The following is a 16255-nucleotide window of genomic DNA, read 5'->3' on the forward strand; positions in this document are numbered from 1 at the left end:
GCCCCGGCCTAGCCTGCAAAGGCCGCAATGCGGGCGCGCACGGCCGCCGGATCAGAGGCAAAGCGCTCGAACACCTCGCCCCGGCCCAGAAGCTCGGCGCAGCGGCTCGGCAGCGGGGCGTCTTCGCCGGTTGCCTCTTTCACCGTCTCGGGAAACTTGCTCGCCGCCGCCGTCGCCAGCACCACGGTCGCCACAGCCTCCGAAGGCTTGAGGTTACGGGCCGTCTGCGTGCCCACTGCCGTATGCGGACAGATCAGCCAGCCGGTCTCGGCGCGGAACCGCTCCATCTCCGCCAGCGTATCGGCATTGGTCACCGAAACCGCCGAAAGCCCGGTGCAGCCAAGGCGCGCCTTGGCCGTCTCCGGCAGCTCGGCCTCGCCCGCCTGGGCATAGGTGTCATAGGTCCGGCGCACGGCCTCTGCGTCACGCCCCGTCACCTCGAACAGCAGGCGTTCAAAGTTCGACGGCACGGCAATGTCCATCGCCGGGCTGGGCGTTGCCACCGCGGCCTGACGCGTCATCCGGCCGGTGTTGAACACCCGCGCCAGCGTGTCGTTCTCATTGACCGCGCAGCAGATCTCGAGGCCCCCCGGCAGCAGGCCGCAGCGGGCCGCCACATAGCCGGCCAGCGCGTCGCCCATATTGCCGCTCGGCACCACGAAGCGCAGCGCCCGGTGGCCCAGCTGCGCGCTGGCGGTGGCGTAATAGACCGCCTGCGCCGCAATCCGCGCCCAGTTGATGGAGTTGACGCCCGACAGGCCAATGCTGGCAGCGAACGCCTTGTCGGCAAACATCGATTTCACCATCGACTGGCAGTCGTCAAAGTCCCCGTCCACGGCAATGTTCAGGACGTTCTCCGCCCCGGTCGTCGTCATGAACAGGCGCTGCACCGGCGAGACCCGCTCATGCGGATGCAGGATTACGAGGCGCACATTCTTCGCCCCGGCAAATGCCCCGGCCGCGGCCCCGCCGGTATCGCCAGAGGTCGCGCAGGTCACCGTCATCCGCTGGCCCGAGAGGCCGAGCAGATAGTCATAGATCTGGCCGATGATCTGCATCGCCACATCCTTGAAGGCCAGCGTCGGGCCGTGGTGCAGCTCCATCAGCCAGAGGCCGGGCCCGGCCTGCGTCAGCGGCGCCACCGAGCGGTGGGCAAAGCGGCCATAGGCCTGCGCGCAGAGGCGGGCCATCACATCGGCCGGAATCGCGTCCCCGGCAAAGGCAGAGAGAATGCGCGCGGCGGTTGCGGCATAGGGCTCATCCGGCGTAGCCGGCGCAATCTGCGGCCAGCTCTCGGGCACATAGAGCCCGCCATCGGCTGCCAGGCCGGCAAGGCACGCGCCGGCAAAATCCACAGGCTCAGCCTGACCCCGTGTCGAGATATACTTCACTTGCTCGTCTCCCGCCTGAAGCGCAGCCGCCCGCGCTGGTAATGGAAGGCCAGATACACACCGGCAAGCGCCATGGCGAGGCCCCACCAGGTGATTGCATAGCCAAAATGCCGCTCCGGCGGCAGGCGCTCGCTGTCGCCCGGCATCAGCAGCGGATTGGCCACCGGCTGGGGCGCCGGATAGTCCGTGCGGATCAGCGTTTCCGGCTCGAACACGCGGGGGATGACGCGCGCGGCCAGCGCCGGCGGCAGCGACGCGGCCAGCCGCTCGGGGTCGAGCGCATAATAGACACCCTTCTCCGGATCATCCTCTGTGGTGAAGGCATTGCGCCGCTGGGGCGGATGCCACAGGCCGCGCAGGGTCAGCATCTGCGCTTCTGCCGCCGGGCTCACCGGCGGCGGCTCGATCGAATAGCTGATCTGCAGCGGCAGGAAGAGGATGCCGTCGGCCGTCTCAAAGCCGGTCACCTGCCGCCAGGCGGCGTCGCCATCGGCATAGGCATAGACCACCTTCTCGGTGCCCGGCAGCGTCGTGCCGGTAACCTCGGCCCAGTCCGGCGCCACGCCCTTCTGCGCCATCTTCTCTTCGTAGCGCCCCCATTGCCAGTTGCCGAACATGATCAGGATGGCGAACGCGATCACGCTCAGCACGGTCATGACGGGTAAGGGGCGGAACATCATCGCTCAGGTCCAGGACAAATCGGGGGAAACGGCCCCACCAGAAAGACAAAGCCCGCCAGCGCTGAAACACCGGCGGGCCAGATTGTGTCATCCCTCACCGCCGCTTAAGGGCGGCGCAGAGACTTAGTGGCCAGCGCCGCCATGGACGAGCCACGGAGCCACATAGACGAAGGCAAAGAGGAAGAGCCACACCACGTCCACGAAGTGCCAGTACCAGGCGGCAAATTCGAAGCCGAGATGCTTCTTCGGCGTCAGGTTGCCGGCATACATGCGGATCAGGCAGACGATCAGGAAGATCGTGCCGATCACCACATGGGCGCCGTGGAAACCCGTGGCCATGAAGAAGGCCGAGCCATAGAGCGTGCCGTCATACGAGAAGGCCGCGTGGCTGTATTCGAGAACCTGAAGACCGGTGAAGCCGAGGCCGAGCAGGATCGTGATGATCAGGCCGAGCTTGGCGCCCTTCATGTCGCCATGGGCCAGGGCATGGTGGGCCCAGGTAACCGTGGTGCCCGAGAGCAGCAGGACCAGCGTGTTCATCAGCGGCAGGTGGAAGGGGTCAAACATCGTGACGCCTTCCGGCGGGAACTGCTTGAAGCGCTCCAGCCCTTCCTGGAACAGCGCGTTCGCCGAATCCCAGTGGGCGCCGACGCGGGCATCCCAGAAGATGGCAAATTCGAAGAAGGACCAGAACCAGGCCACGAAGAACATCACCTCGGAGGCGATGAACAGGATCATGCCATAGCGCAGGCCGATCTCGACCACGGGCGTATGATCGCCCATGCGGCCTTCCTTGATGACGGTCGCCCACCAGCCGAACATGACCCAGATGACCATGGCAAAGCCGATGGCCAGCAGCCACCAGGTGCCTTCGGCCAGGCCAAACAGGCCCTTCATGTAGGTTACGCCGCCAATGGCGAGAACGGTGACCGCCAGCGAGCCGAGGAGCGGCCACGGCGAGGGGTTCACCAGGTGATAATCGTGTTTGACGTCGCCGCCGGCCATTTTCTCAATCCCCTCCGGAATCGCCACAATACTTTGGCGCTGTTTATCGCTTGCGCGCGCCTTTTCGCAACTGTTTCAGCCCGGCGTGGCCGGATTTGCCGCACCCCCTGCCGGCACTGCCGCAGGAACAGGGCCGGACACTTCGGTGCGCGGCCCGTTATAGGTGCCACTGTCAAAGAAAGTGTAGCTGAGTGTGATGGTTTCGAGATTCTTCGCCACCCGGTCTTCGATGATGTTGGGCGAGATGAAATAGACCACCGGCAGCTTGCGCGTCTCCCCGGCGGCGATCACGCGCTCGGAGAAGCAGAAGCATTCCAGCTTGTTGAAATACGGGCCGGCAAAATGCGGCGTCACATTATAGCTGGCGATGACGCGGATTTCCCGGTCGGTCGGGTTGGTGACCTCATAGAAGGCCAGGCCATGCTGGCCGATCTGGACGGTCTGTGGCCCCTGCAGCGCGCGGAATTTCAGCGGCGTATCGGCCACATTCGCGTCGAAGCGCACCTCAACCGTCTGGTCGAGCATCTCCTTCGGCCCTTCGGTCGCCACCCGCGTGGTGCCGCCAAAGCCGGTGACTTCACAGAAGGCCGAATAGAGCGGCTCTGCCGCAAAGGCGAGCGCCAGCATCCCGGCAGCAAAGCCGCCTGCGAGAAGACCGATTTTCCCGTTCGAGAGACCCATTACATCCTCCCCGAAATGCCTGTTCCGGTTGCCAGCCGGATGATGGTGGTGATCATCACCAGCACGACGAAACCAGCAAGGGCCAGGCCCAGCCACAGGTTCCGCTTCTTGCGGGCGGCGAGTTCTTCCGGCGTCATCCGGCGCACGTCCGGCTTGAGGGTCGGGTCTTCCATATCAGCCTCCGATGACCGGGAAATGCAGCCCGGCGGCATGCTCCACCAGCACCGCGCCAAACAGGGCGAAGAGGTAGAGAATCGAGAAGAGGAATGTGTTGCGGGCAAGCTTCATGTCCGCCCCCGGCGCGCCCTCATCGCCCGCCTTCGAGCGCAGGATAGCCAGCGCGCAGACAAGGAACACAAGACCGCCCACACCCGCCGTCACCCCATAGATCCAGCCGCCGAGGCCCGTGGCCAGCGGGCTCAGCGAGACGGGAATCAGCACCAGCGTGTAGATCAGGATCTGCAGGCGCGTGGCCTTGGCCCCATGCGTCACCGGCAGCATCGGCACCGACACCTTGGCATATTCCTTGTGCGCCAGCAGCGAAAGCGCCCAGAAATGCGGCGGCGTCCAGAAGAAGATGATGGCAAAGAGGATCCAGGCGTCCAGCGGCGTATTGCCGGTCACCGCCGCCCAGCCGATCACCGGCGGGAAGGCGCCTGCGCCGCCCCCGATGACGATATTCTGCGGCGTCGCCCGTTTCAGCCACATCGTATAGATGACGCCGTAATAGAAGATCGAGAAGGCGAGCAGCCCGGCCGCCAGCCAGTTCGACGCCAGCCACATCAGCATCACCGACACGCCCGACATGATCAGCCCCATCGCCAGGGCCTCTTCCTTCGGCACCGCGCCGGACGGGATCGGCCGCGTCGAGGTGCGGCTCATCACGGCGTCAATGTCGGCGTCATACCACATGTTGATGGCCCCGGCGGCGCCCGAGCCGAGCGCCACCGCCAGCACGGCAATCGCCGCCATGGCCGGGTGCATCGTCACGCCCGTCATGCCACTGGCAGCGGCGAGACCGGCTACGGCTGTGAACACCACCAGCATCATGATGCGGGGCTTCATCAGGTTCACATAGTCCGCCGCCGTGGCGGGGCGCTTGATGGGGGTTGCGTGCGTGTCAGTCATAGGCGGGCTTATAACGGCTTGGCTCTCCGGATGCGCTGTAAAATTGCTTGGCCGATGCATATGGCAAAGATGGCAAGGGAAATCAGCGTGACACAATACCCGGCCGTGGAGAGGATGTGCAGGCGGGAGAAATTCCCTGCAAAATCATAGGATTCAGAAGCCTGAGCCCCATGATCCAGAAACGGGGGCGCAAATAGCAGCGCCGAACCTGCGGTCCAAAGCGCCAGATGCGCCCAGAGCAGCGCCGGGCGGTAAACCATCCCGGCAAGCCGGGCGCCTGCCCAATACAGCATCCCGAACAGGATCGAAGCCGCCGGAAAGGAAAGCTGCGCGCTCCAGGGCCGCACAATGGAATAGGTCTCGACAAGCACCCCATCGATCACCGGACGGGCGGCGCCAGCGCCGAGCACGACCGGAAAGACCGCCAGAAGCAGCGCCGCAAACAGGAACCCCAATGGAACCAGACGGTTTGCCGTCATCGCGCAGCTTCCTTCAAAACAGACGGCCCTCCGCAATCTCTCGCGAAGGGCCGCCGGATTTCAAGCCTTTGTCAGGCCGGGCGCTTAGTGGCCGCCCTTGGTCGTGACCACCGGCAGTTCGTTATACTGGTGGAACGGCGGCGGGGACGGCAGGGTCCATTCCAGCGTCGTGGCGCCTTCGCCCCAGGGGTTGCCATGGCCATGAGCATCCACGGTGGCCTTGCGGCGCTGGATGAAGGCAACGGCCAGCGAGACGAAGAAGACCAGCGTGGCAACCAGGGTGATGGCGTAGCCGATCGACGACCAGTGGTGCCAGGTGGCGAAGCCATCCGCATAGTCGATATAGCGGCGCGGCATGCCCTGCAGACCCAGGAAGTGCTGCGGGAAGAAAAGGACGTTGGAGCCGACAAACATCAGCCAGAAATGCAGGCCGCCGAGGAAGCTGTTGTACTTGATGCCGAACATCTTCTCGAACCAGTAGTACCAGCCCGCGAAGAGACCGAACACGGCGCCCAGCGACAGCACGTAGTGGAAGTGGGCCACCACATAATAGGTGTCGTGCAGCGAGTGGTCGATACCGGCGTTGGCCAGCACCACGCCCGTCACACCGCCCACGGTGAACAGGAAGATGAAGCCGATCGCCCAGAGCATCGGGAGCTTGAACTCGATCGAGCCGCCCCACATCGTGGCGATCCACGAGAAGATCTTGATGCCGGTGGGCACCGCGATGACCATGGTGGCCGCCACGAAGTAGGCCTTCAGGTCCACGTTCATGCCGACCGTGTACATGTGGTGGGCCCACACGACGAAGCCGATCACGCCGATGGACACCATGGCATAGGCCATGCCGAGATAGCCGAAGATCGGCTTCTTCGAGAAGGTCGAGACGATGTGGCTGATGATGCCGAAGGCCGGCAGGATCATGATGTACACTTCGGGGTGGCCGAAGAACCAGAACAGGTGCTGGAACATCACCGGGTCGCCGCCGCCAGCGGGCACGAAGAATTGCGAGCCGAAGTTACGGTCGGTGAGCAGCATCGTCAGCGCGCCGGCCAGCACCGGCAGGGCCAGCAGCAGCAGCACGGCGGTGATCAGCATGCCCCAGGCAAACAGCGGCATCTTGTGCAGCGTCATGCCCGGTGCGCGCATGTTGAGGATGGTGACGATGAAGTTGATGGCGCCGAGGATGGAGGCGATACCGGCCGTGTGCAGCGACAGGATCAGAAGGTCCATCGAGGGGCCGGGGTGGCCGGTCGAACCCGACAGCGGCGGGTAGAGCGTCCAGCCGCCGCCGAAGCCGTTCCCGGCAGAGCCGCCCGGAACCATCATCGACAGGACCGCCAGGATAAAGGCCGCCACGGTGAGCCAGAAGGAGATGTTGTTCATCCGCGGGAAGGCCATGTCCGGCGCGCCGATCATCAGCGGCACGAACCAGTTGCCAAAGCCGCCGATCAGCGCGGGCATCACCATGAAGAAGATCATGACGAGGCCGTGATAGGTGATCACGACATTGTAGAAGTGCTTGGCAGCCGCGACGGCCGCGTCGCCTTCCAGGCCGAAGAAGGTGGTCTGGATCCAGAGCATCGGGCCGATGCCCGGCTCGGCCAGCTCCCAACGGATCAGGCCGGACAGCGAATAGCCGACGACCCCCGCGATGAGCGAGAAGATCAGGTACAGCGTACCGATATCCTTGTGGTTCGTTGAGAAGAACCAGCGGGCAAAAAAGCCGGGTTTGTGATCGTGGCTGTGGTGGCCGTGATCGAGGGCGACTTCGTCCATAGGCATGGGAAAGGCTCTTTCTCTCGGAACTTAGTTGGAAGCGAATTTGGTTTCGGTTTCAGCCGAAGCGATCTGGCGCACCGAAGCGGCGGCGCCGTCAAAGTCTCCGGCCTTCATCAGCTCGGCCCAGGCATCGAACTGCGCCTGCGGAACCACGCGCACCTCGATCGGCATGTAGGCATGGTCAACACCGCAGAGTTCCGAGCACTGGCCATAATACACGCCCGGCTCCTTCACGAGGAACCAGCCTTCATTGAGACGGCCGGGGATGGCGTCCACCTTGATGGCGAAGGCCGGCACGGCCCAGGAGTGGATCACGTCAGCCGCCGCCGTGTAGAAACGGATATAGCGGTTGGCCGGCACGACCATCGGATAGTCGGTCGTCAGCAGGCGCAGGCCATCGGTGGGGTCAGACGCGCGGCCCTTGTGGATGCCGTTGGACACGAATTCCACAGCCTCGCCCGTCTCATCGACGATATCGGGATAGGTATAGGTCCAGTTCCACTGGTTGCCCTGGATCTTGACGTTCACGAAGCCTTCTTCCGCCGCATCGGGGAAGTAGTTCCGGGTGAAGGCCTGATGCTCGGCCGACTTGCCCTCTGCCAGCAGCTGCTTGGAGGTGGCAACGATCTGGCCAAGGTTGGGCGTGACGTTCTGATAGAACAGGTTCGGGAAGGAGAGGCCGGCAATGCCGACCAGGATCAGCGCGGGCACAACCGTCCACACGATCTCGATGGTCGTGTTGTGGCTGAACTTGCGGGAAACCTTGTTCGCCTTCTGGTTATACCGGATCACGATCCAGATGAGCAGCGCGAGCACCAGCAGCGTGATGGCCGTGATGATCACGAGCAGCACGTTGTGGAACTCATGAACGCGCTCAGCGATTCGCGTCGCCGCAGGCTGCATGTTGATCGCGCCGTCTACGGGTTCGGCCGCAAAGGCCGGTCCGGCCAGCATGGCAGCAGAGAGGGCGGCAAGGATGTGTCGCACGGATTCAACCCCAATTCGTCTCAATTTGGCCTCTAACTATACCAGCCGCGCGGGGAACCCCAGCGTTTTCCTCGCTCAAAATTGTCGCAGCGCATCGCCCGGCCGGGGCGGCAGTGCTATACTCTCCCTACAACGGAATACGGGAGGAAAACATGGTCCGTACAGTTGTATTTGCGGCCATTCTGGTCGCTCTGGCCCCGGCTACAACCGCGCAGGTAACCGTCATCGGCGGGGGGCTGGCTAGGGATTGTTACGAAGCGGCGAAATACGGATTGCTAAGCCAGGTCGCGGCGGAAGAACTCTGCACGCGGGCCCTGGAGCATGAGGCCCTGAATCTGACCAATCGCGCCGCCACCTTCACGAATCGGGGTGTGCTGCGGATGCGGCAGGGCAAGCTGGACGCCGCGCTCGGCGATTATGCCGCCTCAAAGCGCATTTCGCCCGGTTCCGGGCCGACCTGGCTCAACGAAGGCGCCGCCTACATCCTGAAGCAGGACTACAATTCCGCGCTGGTGTCGCTGGACAAGGCCATCGAGCTGGACTCGTCCGACCTCTACGCCGCCTATTACAACCGCGCCCTGGCGCGGGAGCGGACCGGGGATGTGGAAGGGGCCTATTACGACTTCCTGAAGTCCAGGGAACTCAACCCCGACTACAAGCCCACCGATGAACAGCTCGCCCGCTTCACGGTCGAGACGAACTGAGGCAACCGGGCCGAAAGGCGGCAATTGGCCCCTGCCCAGGGGCCCTTAACCCGCAGGCTGAGGCTTGTACGCGGGGGCGGAAGCCCGCATCTTGGGAGGATGACCCAATCCCCCCTGCCTTTTGACCTGAAAGCGGCTTCCGACATTCTGGCGGAAGCCACCCGCGGCGCTGATGATGGCGATCTCTATGTGCAGCGTTCGCGCTCCGAGAGCTTCGTGTTTGACGATGGCCGGCTGAAATCGGCCGCCTATGACACCGATCAGGGCTTTGGCCTGCGGGTCGTCGCGGGAGAAGCGCAGGGCCAGGGCTATGCCTCGCAACTGACGCTGGACGCCATCCGCCGCGCCGCCGATACCGCCGCCCAGGCCAAGCGCGGCCATTCCGGCAAGCTGGCGACCGGGCCCCAGCCCACCAACCGCCGCCTCTATGCCCCCATCGACCCGACGCTGGCGCCCGCCTTCACCGACAAGACAAACCTCCTGGCCGAGATCGACGCCTTCGCCCGCGCGGCCGACCCGCGCGTGGTGCAGGTCTCCTGCTCGCTTTCGGGTAGCCATAGCGAGATCGACATCCTGCGCCCGGACGGGGCGCATTTCCATGACATCCGCCCGCTGGTGCGCCTCAACGTGTCGGTGACGCTTGAGGAAAACGGCCGGCGCGAATCGGCCGGCGCCGGCGCGGGCGGGCGCGCGGCCTATGACGAATGGATCGCCCCGGAGCGCTGGAAAGCCATGGTGGCCCGCGCGATCGAGAAAGCCTCGGTGAACCTCCAATCCATTCCCGCCCCGGCAGGGGAGATGGAAGTGGTGCTGGGCCCGGGCTGGCCCGCCGTGCTGCTGCATGAAGCGGTCGGCCACGGCCTGGAGGGCGACTTCAACCGCAAGGGCACGAGTGTCTATTCCGGCCAGATCGGCCAGCAGGTGGCCGCAAAAGGCGTGACCGTGATCGATGACGGCTCCATCGACGCGCGCCGTGGCTCGCTCTCCTTCGATGACGAGGGCACGCCGACCCAGCGCACCGTGCTGATCGAGGACGGCATCCTCAAGGGCTACATGCAGGACCGGATGAATGCCCGCCTGATGGGCATGGCGCCGACCGGCAATGGCCGCCGTGAAAGCTATGAAGCCTCCACCATGCCGCGCATGACCAACACCGTGATGCTGGGCGGAGACAAGGACCCCAGGGAAATCGTCGCCTCGATCAAGCGCGGCCTCTGGGCGGTGGATTTCGGTGGCGGGCAGGTGGACATCACCTCCGGCAACTTTGTCTTTCAGTGTACGGAGGCTTATCTCGTCGAGAACGGCAAGGTGGTGGCGCCTGTGAAGAATGCCACACTGATCGGCCATGGGCCGACGGTGCTGCGCGATGTGACGATGATCGGCAACGACTTTGCCATGGATGATGGCGTCGGCGTGTGCGGCAAGGCCGGGCAGTCTGTGCCCGTAGGCGTGGGTCAGCCGACACTGAAGGTCGGTGCCCTGACGGTTGGCGGGGCGGGATGAACATTCAGGCCATCCTCGCGTCGATGTTTTCCCTCAAAGGGAATGACCGGGGCGCGCCGCCCGTGCAGCGCCTTTCGGCGCGCGAGGCGCATGAGAAACTGGCCGCCGGCGAGATCACGCTGATTGACGTGCGCACGCCGCCGGAATGGCGCCAGACCGGCACCGCCCCCGGCGCGCAGCGTATCACCCTTCAGGACAAGGACTTCCTGAAACAGCTGATGCAGGCCGCCGGCGGCTTTGAGGCGCCGGTCGCCTTCATCTGCCGCTCGGGCCAGCGTTCCGGCCAGGGCGCCGCCCAGGCGCGCGCGGTGGGCTTCACGCAGGTTTACAATGTCGTGGGCGGCATGGAAGGCCCCGGCGGCTGGCTAGCCGAGCGCCTGCCCGTCAGTCACAGTTGATGCGGCGATGACGGGGCCCCTGCGGCTGCGCCGCGATCTTTCCCGGCCCCTGCCTTCGCCCGACTGGCCCGGCGGCATCAGCCTGGCTCCGTTCACAGATGGCATCGCCCCGGCCCTGCACGCTCTGATGGCCGAAGGATATGGCCCCGGCGAAGGGGACGTTTCCGGATTTGAGGACTGGTGGCCGGCCCTGCGCCGCGACAGCGAGTTCGACCCTCAGCTGGTCTTCACCGCCCGCGCCGGGGACGGATCCATTGCCGGGGTCTGCCAGTGCTGGACGTCAGCCTTCGTGAAGGATCTGGTGGTGGCCCCCACCCACCGCCGGCGCGGCATCGGCGCGGCGCTGATGCTGACCGCCTTTGCCGCCTTCCAGGCTCGGGGCGCGCGCCATGTGGACCTGAAGGTAATGCCCGGCAATGCGCGCGCCATTGCGCTTTACCAGCGCCTCGGCATGACAGAGGCCAGGGACGCGCAATGACCCGGCCGCTGCTGATCCTGATCGGCCTCGTCTTCACCGGCCTTGCCATAATCGGCGCCATCCTGCCGGGGGTTCCGACAACGGTGTTCCTGATCGTGGCGCTTTGGGCCTTTACCCGCTCATCGGAGCGGCTGACGCGCTGGCTGGAACGTATCCCGATCCTCAAGACGGCGCTTCAGGAAGCCCGCCGCTTCGAGGAACGCCGCGCCGTGCGCCCGGAAGTGAAACGCGTTGCCGTCGGCTTTGCCTGGGGCTCGGCCGTGGTGACGGCGGGGCTCAGCCAGTCTCTGACCCAACCGCTGGTGCTGATCGTGGCGCTGGCTGCAGTCGCCGCAACAGTCGTGATGATCCTTATACCAACAGACCGGGAACCGCCGCCCTGACGCCATCAGGAAACGAGCGGGTCCACACATCCTTTGAGATCTGCCCGGCCTGGGATTGCGTCCGGCATACCCTCAATCCGGTATTCAAGCGGATAGACGATATTGTTTCGCTGAACGATCCGGCCATCCCGCCGGGCCGGCATGAACCGCACCTCCTCCATCGCCGCTGTCGCGCTGGCGCAAAACTCCGGATGCGAGCAGCGCGGATGAATGTTGCTGGTGCGCCCGCGCGTATCCACGGAGAACTCAACCTCGCAATAGCCCTGCAGCATCATGCGCGCAGCGCCCACAGGGTAGGAGGGCATGGGCGGCCGGACGGGACGAGGCTCCACGTCCGGCAAACGCCCCTGCGCCAGTGCCGGCGGCCCGCCCAGTGCCGCCACCAGCAGCCCAGCCATCAACGCCCTGAAAATCACCCGCACACCCCCGCAATCAATACGGGAAGATTAGTCTCCGGAAAGCTGCCGATCAAGCCGCTTCAGCGCACCCAGGCGCCCGGCGTGTTGGTGCGATAGCCAAGCGAGGTATATGCCGCGTCGATCAGGCTCTGGCCGCGATCATTCAACAGCAGGCCGCCGCCCATCTGGTTCATGGTATAGCTGAAGGCCATGCGCGCTTCGGGGTCTGCAAAGCCGATGGAGCCGCCCGCGCCGACATGACCAAAGGCCGCCTCGCCCATGATCGCGCTGGTGCCGGGGCCAAGATTGAGCCCGCGATTGTCCATCGATTTCATATAGCCCGACGCAAAGCGTGTCGGGATCAGCAGGGTGGCGTCGCGCTGGGTGGCGGTGGTGACGCGGCCCATCGCGGCGAGACGGTCTGCCGAGACGAGCTTGCCGGAATTGGTGGCAAGCTCTGTATACCACGCCACTTGCCCGCGCGCATTCGACAGCCCGCCGCCCCCGCCAATCTCTGCGGCCTGGCCCTTGCGGTCGTTGAAATCCCAGCCGCCGGTATTGAGGAAGGATTTGTGCTGGATGGAACCCGGGTCCGTCATCAGCGCGATGGTGAATTCCGTAGGCTGATCGGTGGGCTGAGGCTGATACATGCGGATGGGGGCAATATGCACCTTTTCGCTTTCCGGCAGGCCGATCCAGAATTTCGCGCCGGTCTTTTCCGCCACTTCCTCACGGAAGAAGGTGCCGAGCGACTTGCCGGAAACCCGGCGGACCAGCTCGCCCACCGTCCAGCCGAAATTGATCATGTGATAGCCGTTGCGCGTGCCCACTTCCCAGAAGGCTTCCTCATCCGCCATGCGGCCGGTCATATAGTCCCAGTCGGCAAAGCCGCCGGGCTTTACCGGATCGCGCAGGGTGGGCAGGGCGCTCTCATGGTTCAGCATCATCTGAACGGTGGTCTTTTCCTTCCCGTTCTTCGCAAATTCCGGCCAGTAGTCCTTCACCAGCGCGTTGGGATTAAGCGCTCCCCGGTCGATCAGGATATGCGCGCAGGTGGCCACCGCCGCCTTGGTGCAGGAGAAGACGATGGAGACGGTGTCCTCCTGCCAGGGGTCGCCCGTTTCCGGATTGGCCATACCGCCCCAGAGATCCACCACCGTCTGCCCATCCACAGAGAGGCACACCGAGGCGCCCACCTCGCCGCGCGCCGCAAAATTGCGCTCAAATTCCTCGCGCACCTTCGCGAATTTCGGATCGCACTTTCCCTGCACGCTGGCGGTCATCTCATTCCTCCCAAGGTTCTTTTGACCGGAACGTTAGCCGGTTTGGGCGCCTTTGGGAGGGCTGACCATGCGTCAGCCCCCCAAGGCACGCTTTGACAGGCGGCGCAGGCCGGCGCAGTTTCAGGCTCACAACAATGTCAGACGGGGGAGTTTCCATGACAGTTGAACTACTGGCGGCGCTGATCGTGATTGCGCTGGGCCTGGTGCAGGTGATCCTGCAGGCGTCCGAATTCCGGCGCGTCCACGGCGTGCCCTATGCCAACACCGCGCAGGATGCGCCGCCTGCCGAGCCGGATTCGGTCCTGCTGGGCCGGCTGACCCGCGCCCTGCGCAATCTGCATGAAACGCTGCCCTTCTTCCTGGGCGTGGTGATCATTCTGGCGCTGATGGATCATTCCACGGCGGTCACGCGCATCGCCGCCCTCGTCTTCGCCGGGGCGCGGGTCGTTTACCTGCCGCTCTATGCGATGGGCGTGCCCTATCTGCGCGGCCTTGTCTGGACGGTCTCTTTCGTGGCGCTGATCACGCTGGTCGTCTCCGCCCTCGGCGCGGCAGACTGGGCGGGCCTGCTCTCCAGCCTCTGAGGCCCGGCGACATCCCAAACGAAAAGGGCCGCCCCGATGGGACGGCCCTTTTTGATTTCAAGCAACGCTGAAGATCAGGCCGCCGGTTCCTCGGTCTGGTCCTTGGTCGGCTTTTTCTTCTTCGGCGGCTCGGCGAGATATTTGAAGGTGAGTTCCTCGCCATTCTTGTGGAGGTCGATCTTGACGACGCCGCCCTTCTGCAGCTGGCCGAAGAGAAGCTCTTCCGCCATCGGCTTCTTGACGAATTCCTGGATCGTGCGGGACAGGGGCCGCGCGCCCATCTCGGCATCGAAGCCGCGCTTGGCCAGCCATTCGCGCGCCGGTTTCGACACTTCGATGGAGACGTTGCGGTCTTCCAGCTGGACTTCCAGCTGCAGGATGAACTTCTCCACCACGCGGTCGATGATTTCCGGCGTCAGGCCGCCGAAGGTGACGATGGCATCAAGGCGGTTGCGGAATTCCGGCGTGAACATGCGCTTGAGCGCTTCTTCCTGTTCCTCATCCTTCTTGCCGCGGCCAAAGCCGATGGAGTTTTTCGCCGCATCCGAAGCGCCCGCATTGGTCGTCATGATGACGATGACATTGCGGAAATCGACCTTGCGGCCGTTGGCATCGGTCAGCGCGCCATTGTCCATCACCTGCAGCAGGATGTTGAAGAGGTCCGGGTGAGCCTTCTCGATCTCGTCGAGCAGCAGCACGCAATGGGGGTGCTGGTCGACGCCATCGGTGAGCAGGCCGCCCTCATCATAGCCGACATAGCCCGGAGGCGCGCCGATCAGACGGCTGACGGTATGGCGCTCCATGTATTCCGACATGTCGAAGCGCAGCATCTCGACGCCCATGATGGAGGCGAGCTGTTTGGCGACTTCTGTTTTACCGACGCCCGTGGGGCCGGTGAAGAGGTAGGAGCCGATCGGCTTGTTGGGCTCGCGCAGGCCCGCGCGGGCGAGCTTGATCGAGGCCGACAGCGCTTCGATGGCTTCGTCCTGGCCGAACACGACGCGCTTGAGATCGCTTTCCAGCGATTTGAGCGCGGCCGCATCGTCGGACGTGACCTGCTTGGGGGGAATGCGCGCGATCTTGGCGACGACCGCCTCGATGTCCCGCGCGCCCACGGTTTTCTTGCGCTTCGACGCCGGCAGCAGCCATTGGGCGGCCCCTGCCTCGTCGATCACGTCGATCGCCTTGTCGGGCAGCTTGCGGTCGGTGATGTAGCGGTCCGACAGCTCGACGGCCGATTTGATGGCCTCGTTGGTGTATTTCAGGCCGTGGAAATCCTCGAACTTCGATTTCAGACCCGTGAGGATCTTGATCGTGTCCGGCACCGTCGGCTCCACCACATCGATCTTGCGGAAGCGGCGGGAGAGCGCGCGGTCCTTCTCGAAGTGCTGCTTGTATTCCTTGAAGGTGGTCGAGCCCATGCAGCGCAGGCCCCCGGACTGGAGCGCAGGCTTCAGGAGGTTCGACGCATCCATCGCGCCGCCGGAGGTGGCGCCGGCGCCGATGATGGTGTGGATCTCGTCGATGAACAGGATGGCTTTTTCCTGCTGTTCGAGTTCCTTCATCACCGATTTGAGGCGTTCCTCGAAATCGCCGCGATAGCGGGTGCCGGCCAGCAGGGCGCCCATGTCGAGCGACCAGATGATGGCATCATCCAGGATTTCGGGCGCTTCGCCATCGACGATGCGCTTGGCCAGGCCCTCGGCGATGGCCGTCTTGCCGACGCCGGGATCGCCGACGAGGATCGGGTTGTTCTTGTTGCGGCGGCAGAGCACCTCAATGCAGCGGTTGACCTCCATATCGCGGCCGATCAGCGGGTCGATCTTGCCGGCCCGCGCCTTGGCGTTGAGGTTCACGCAATAGGTGTCGAGCGCCTCATGGCCCTGCTTCACCGGTTCTTCCTCTGAGGCTTCTGCGCCGCGCGGGGTAGACGGGCGCGACATGCCCGGCTGCTTGGCAACGCCGTGGGAGATGAAATTGACCGCATCATACCGCGTCATGTCCTGTTCCTGCAGGAAATAGGCGGCATGGCTTTCGCGCTCGGAGAAGATCGAAACGAGGACATTGGCGCCCGTCACTTCTTCCCGGCCGGAACTTTCGACATGCAGGATGGCGCGCTGCACGACGCGCTGGAAGGCCGCCGTCGGCTGCACCCGGCCTTCGCTGTCATCGACGATGAGGCTTGAAAGCTCCTCGTCGATATAGCGGGTCAGGTCACCGCGCAACGCCTCTATATCCACCTTGCAGGCCCCCATGACTTCGCGGGCGTGCTCATCATCGGTGAGCGCCAGAAGGAGATGCTCGAGCGTGGCATACTCATGCTCGCGTTCGGACGCGAGCGTGAGGGCCTTTTCGAGGGCCGTTTCGAGAGAGGGGGAGAGACGTGGCAAG

General features: G+C 64.4%; 18 protein-coding genes. 6 read left to right on the top strand and 12 right to left on the bottom strand.

Going from position 1 to position 16255, the window contains the following annotated elements; genetic code table 11:
- Positions 1-8: 8 nt before the first annotated feature.
- The 9 genes from thrC to coxB form a co-directional block, all read right to left on the bottom strand.
- Positions 9-1391: a threonine synthase gene (gene thrC / locus C0456_RS09730; RefSeq protein WP_291051074.1), complete on the bottom strand. Its 1383-nt coding sequence runs from the start codon at positions 1389-1391 to the stop codon at positions 9-11.
- Positions 1388-2047, bottom strand: a complete 660-nt coding sequence (locus C0456_RS09735; RefSeq protein WP_291051077.1) for an SURF1 family protein — start codon at positions 2045-2047, stop codon at positions 1388-1390. Before C0456_RS09735 ends, thrC begins: the two co-directional genes overlap by 4 nt.
- Positions 2048-2194: 147 nt before the next feature.
- On the bottom strand, positions 2195-3076 hold the full coding sequence (locus C0456_RS09740; RefSeq protein ID WP_291051078.1) for a cytochrome c oxidase subunit 3: 882 nt from the start codon (positions 3074-3076) through the stop codon (positions 2195-2197).
- Positions 3077-3151: 75 nt separating this feature from the next.
- Positions 3152-3757: a cytochrome c oxidase assembly protein gene (locus C0456_RS09745; protein WP_291051081.1), complete on the bottom strand. Its 606-nt coding sequence runs from the start codon at positions 3755-3757 to the stop codon at positions 3152-3154.
- Positions 3757-3930, bottom strand: coding sequence for a hypothetical protein (locus C0456_RS09750; RefSeq protein WP_199285919.1), 174 nt, complete (start codon positions 3928-3930; stop codon positions 3757-3759). The genes C0456_RS09745 and C0456_RS09750 overlap by 1 nt, the downstream gene beginning before the upstream one ends.
- A 1-nt stretch (position 3931) precedes the next feature.
- Positions 3932-4885, bottom strand: a complete 954-nt coding sequence (cyoE, locus tag C0456_RS09755; RefSeq protein ID WP_291051088.1) for a heme o synthase — start codon at positions 4883-4885, stop codon at positions 3932-3934.
- 8 nt (positions 4886-4893) lie between these two features.
- Entirely contained in the window at positions 4894-5364 is a 471-nt protein-coding gene (locus tag C0456_RS09760) for a hypothetical protein (RefSeq protein ID WP_291051090.1), read from the bottom strand.
- Between the two features lie 84 nt (positions 5365-5448).
- Positions 5449-7143, bottom strand: coding sequence for a cytochrome c oxidase subunit I (ctaD, locus tag C0456_RS09765; protein ID WP_367179241.1), 1695 nt, complete (start codon positions 7141-7143; stop codon positions 5449-5451).
- A gap of 30 nt (positions 7144-7173) precedes the next feature.
- Entirely contained in the window at positions 7174-8133 is a 960-nt protein-coding gene (gene coxB, locus C0456_RS09770; protein ID WP_291051096.1) for a cytochrome c oxidase subunit II, read from the bottom strand.
- 152 nt (positions 8134-8285) lie between these two features.
- Here coxB and C0456_RS09775 point away from each other — a divergent pair, with 152 nt between their 5' ends.
- The 5 genes from C0456_RS09775 (at position 8286) to C0456_RS09795 (ending at position 11599) form a co-directional block, all read left to right on the top strand.
- Positions 8286-8837 carry a tetratricopeptide repeat protein gene (locus tag C0456_RS09775; protein ID WP_291051099.1) on the top strand — a complete coding sequence of 184 codons (552 nt, stop codon included), beginning with the start codon at positions 8286-8288 and terminating at the stop codon, positions 8835-8837.
- Between the two features lie 99 nt (positions 8838-8936).
- Positions 8937-10340 (top strand): metalloprotease TldD, encoded by a 1404-nt coding sequence (gene tldD / locus C0456_RS09780; protein WP_291051101.1) that lies wholly within the window; start codon positions 8937-8939, stop codon positions 10338-10340.
- On the top strand, positions 10337-10738 hold the full coding sequence (locus tag C0456_RS09785) for a rhodanese-like domain-containing protein (protein WP_291051104.1): 402 nt from the start codon (positions 10337-10339) through the stop codon (positions 10736-10738). Before tldD ends, C0456_RS09785 begins: the two co-directional genes overlap by 4 nt.
- Positions 10739-10745: 7 nt before the next feature.
- A complete protein-coding gene (locus C0456_RS09790) occupies positions 10746-11216 on the top strand; it encodes a GNAT family N-acetyltransferase (RefSeq protein WP_291051107.1) in 471 nt (156 codons plus the stop codon).
- Positions 11213-11599 (top strand): YbaN family protein, encoded by a 387-nt coding sequence (locus C0456_RS09795; RefSeq protein WP_291051110.1) that lies wholly within the window; start codon positions 11213-11215, stop codon positions 11597-11599. The genes C0456_RS09790 and C0456_RS09795 overlap by 4 nt, the downstream gene beginning before the upstream one ends.
- 5 nt (positions 11600-11604) lie before the next feature.
- Here the strand turns inward: C0456_RS09795 and C0456_RS09800 are convergent, their stop codons facing one another.
- Positions 11605-11997 carry a TonB family protein gene (locus tag C0456_RS09800; RefSeq protein WP_291051112.1) on the bottom strand — a complete coding sequence of 131 codons (393 nt, stop codon included), beginning with the start codon at positions 11995-11997 and terminating at the stop codon, positions 11605-11607.
- 80 nt (positions 11998-12077) lie between these two features.
- The gene (locus C0456_RS09805) at positions 12078-13280 is read right to left on the bottom strand and encodes a serine hydrolase domain-containing protein (RefSeq protein WP_291051115.1); all 1203 of its coding nucleotides are present in this window, start codon (positions 13278-13280) and stop codon (positions 12078-12080) included.
- 155 nt (positions 13281-13435) lie between these two features.
- On the opposite strand from C0456_RS09805, the gene C0456_RS09810 reads away from it, so the two are divergent.
- Positions 13436-13864, top strand: a complete 429-nt coding sequence (locus C0456_RS09810; RefSeq protein ID WP_291051117.1) for an MAPEG family protein — start codon at positions 13436-13438, stop codon at positions 13862-13864.
- Positions 13865-13938: 74 nt separating this feature from the next.
- Here the strand turns inward: C0456_RS09810 and clpA are convergent, their stop codons facing one another.
- Positions 13939-16254: an ATP-dependent Clp protease ATP-binding subunit ClpA gene (gene clpA, locus C0456_RS09815; protein WP_291051120.1), complete on the bottom strand. Its 2316-nt coding sequence runs from the start codon at positions 16252-16254 to the stop codon at positions 13939-13941.
- Between the last annotated feature and the right edge of the window lies 1 nt (position 16255).

This window comes from Hyphomonas sp., from assembly GCF_013823385.1.
GTDB lineage: Bacteria > Pseudomonadota > Alphaproteobacteria > Caulobacterales > Hyphomonadaceae > Hyphomonas.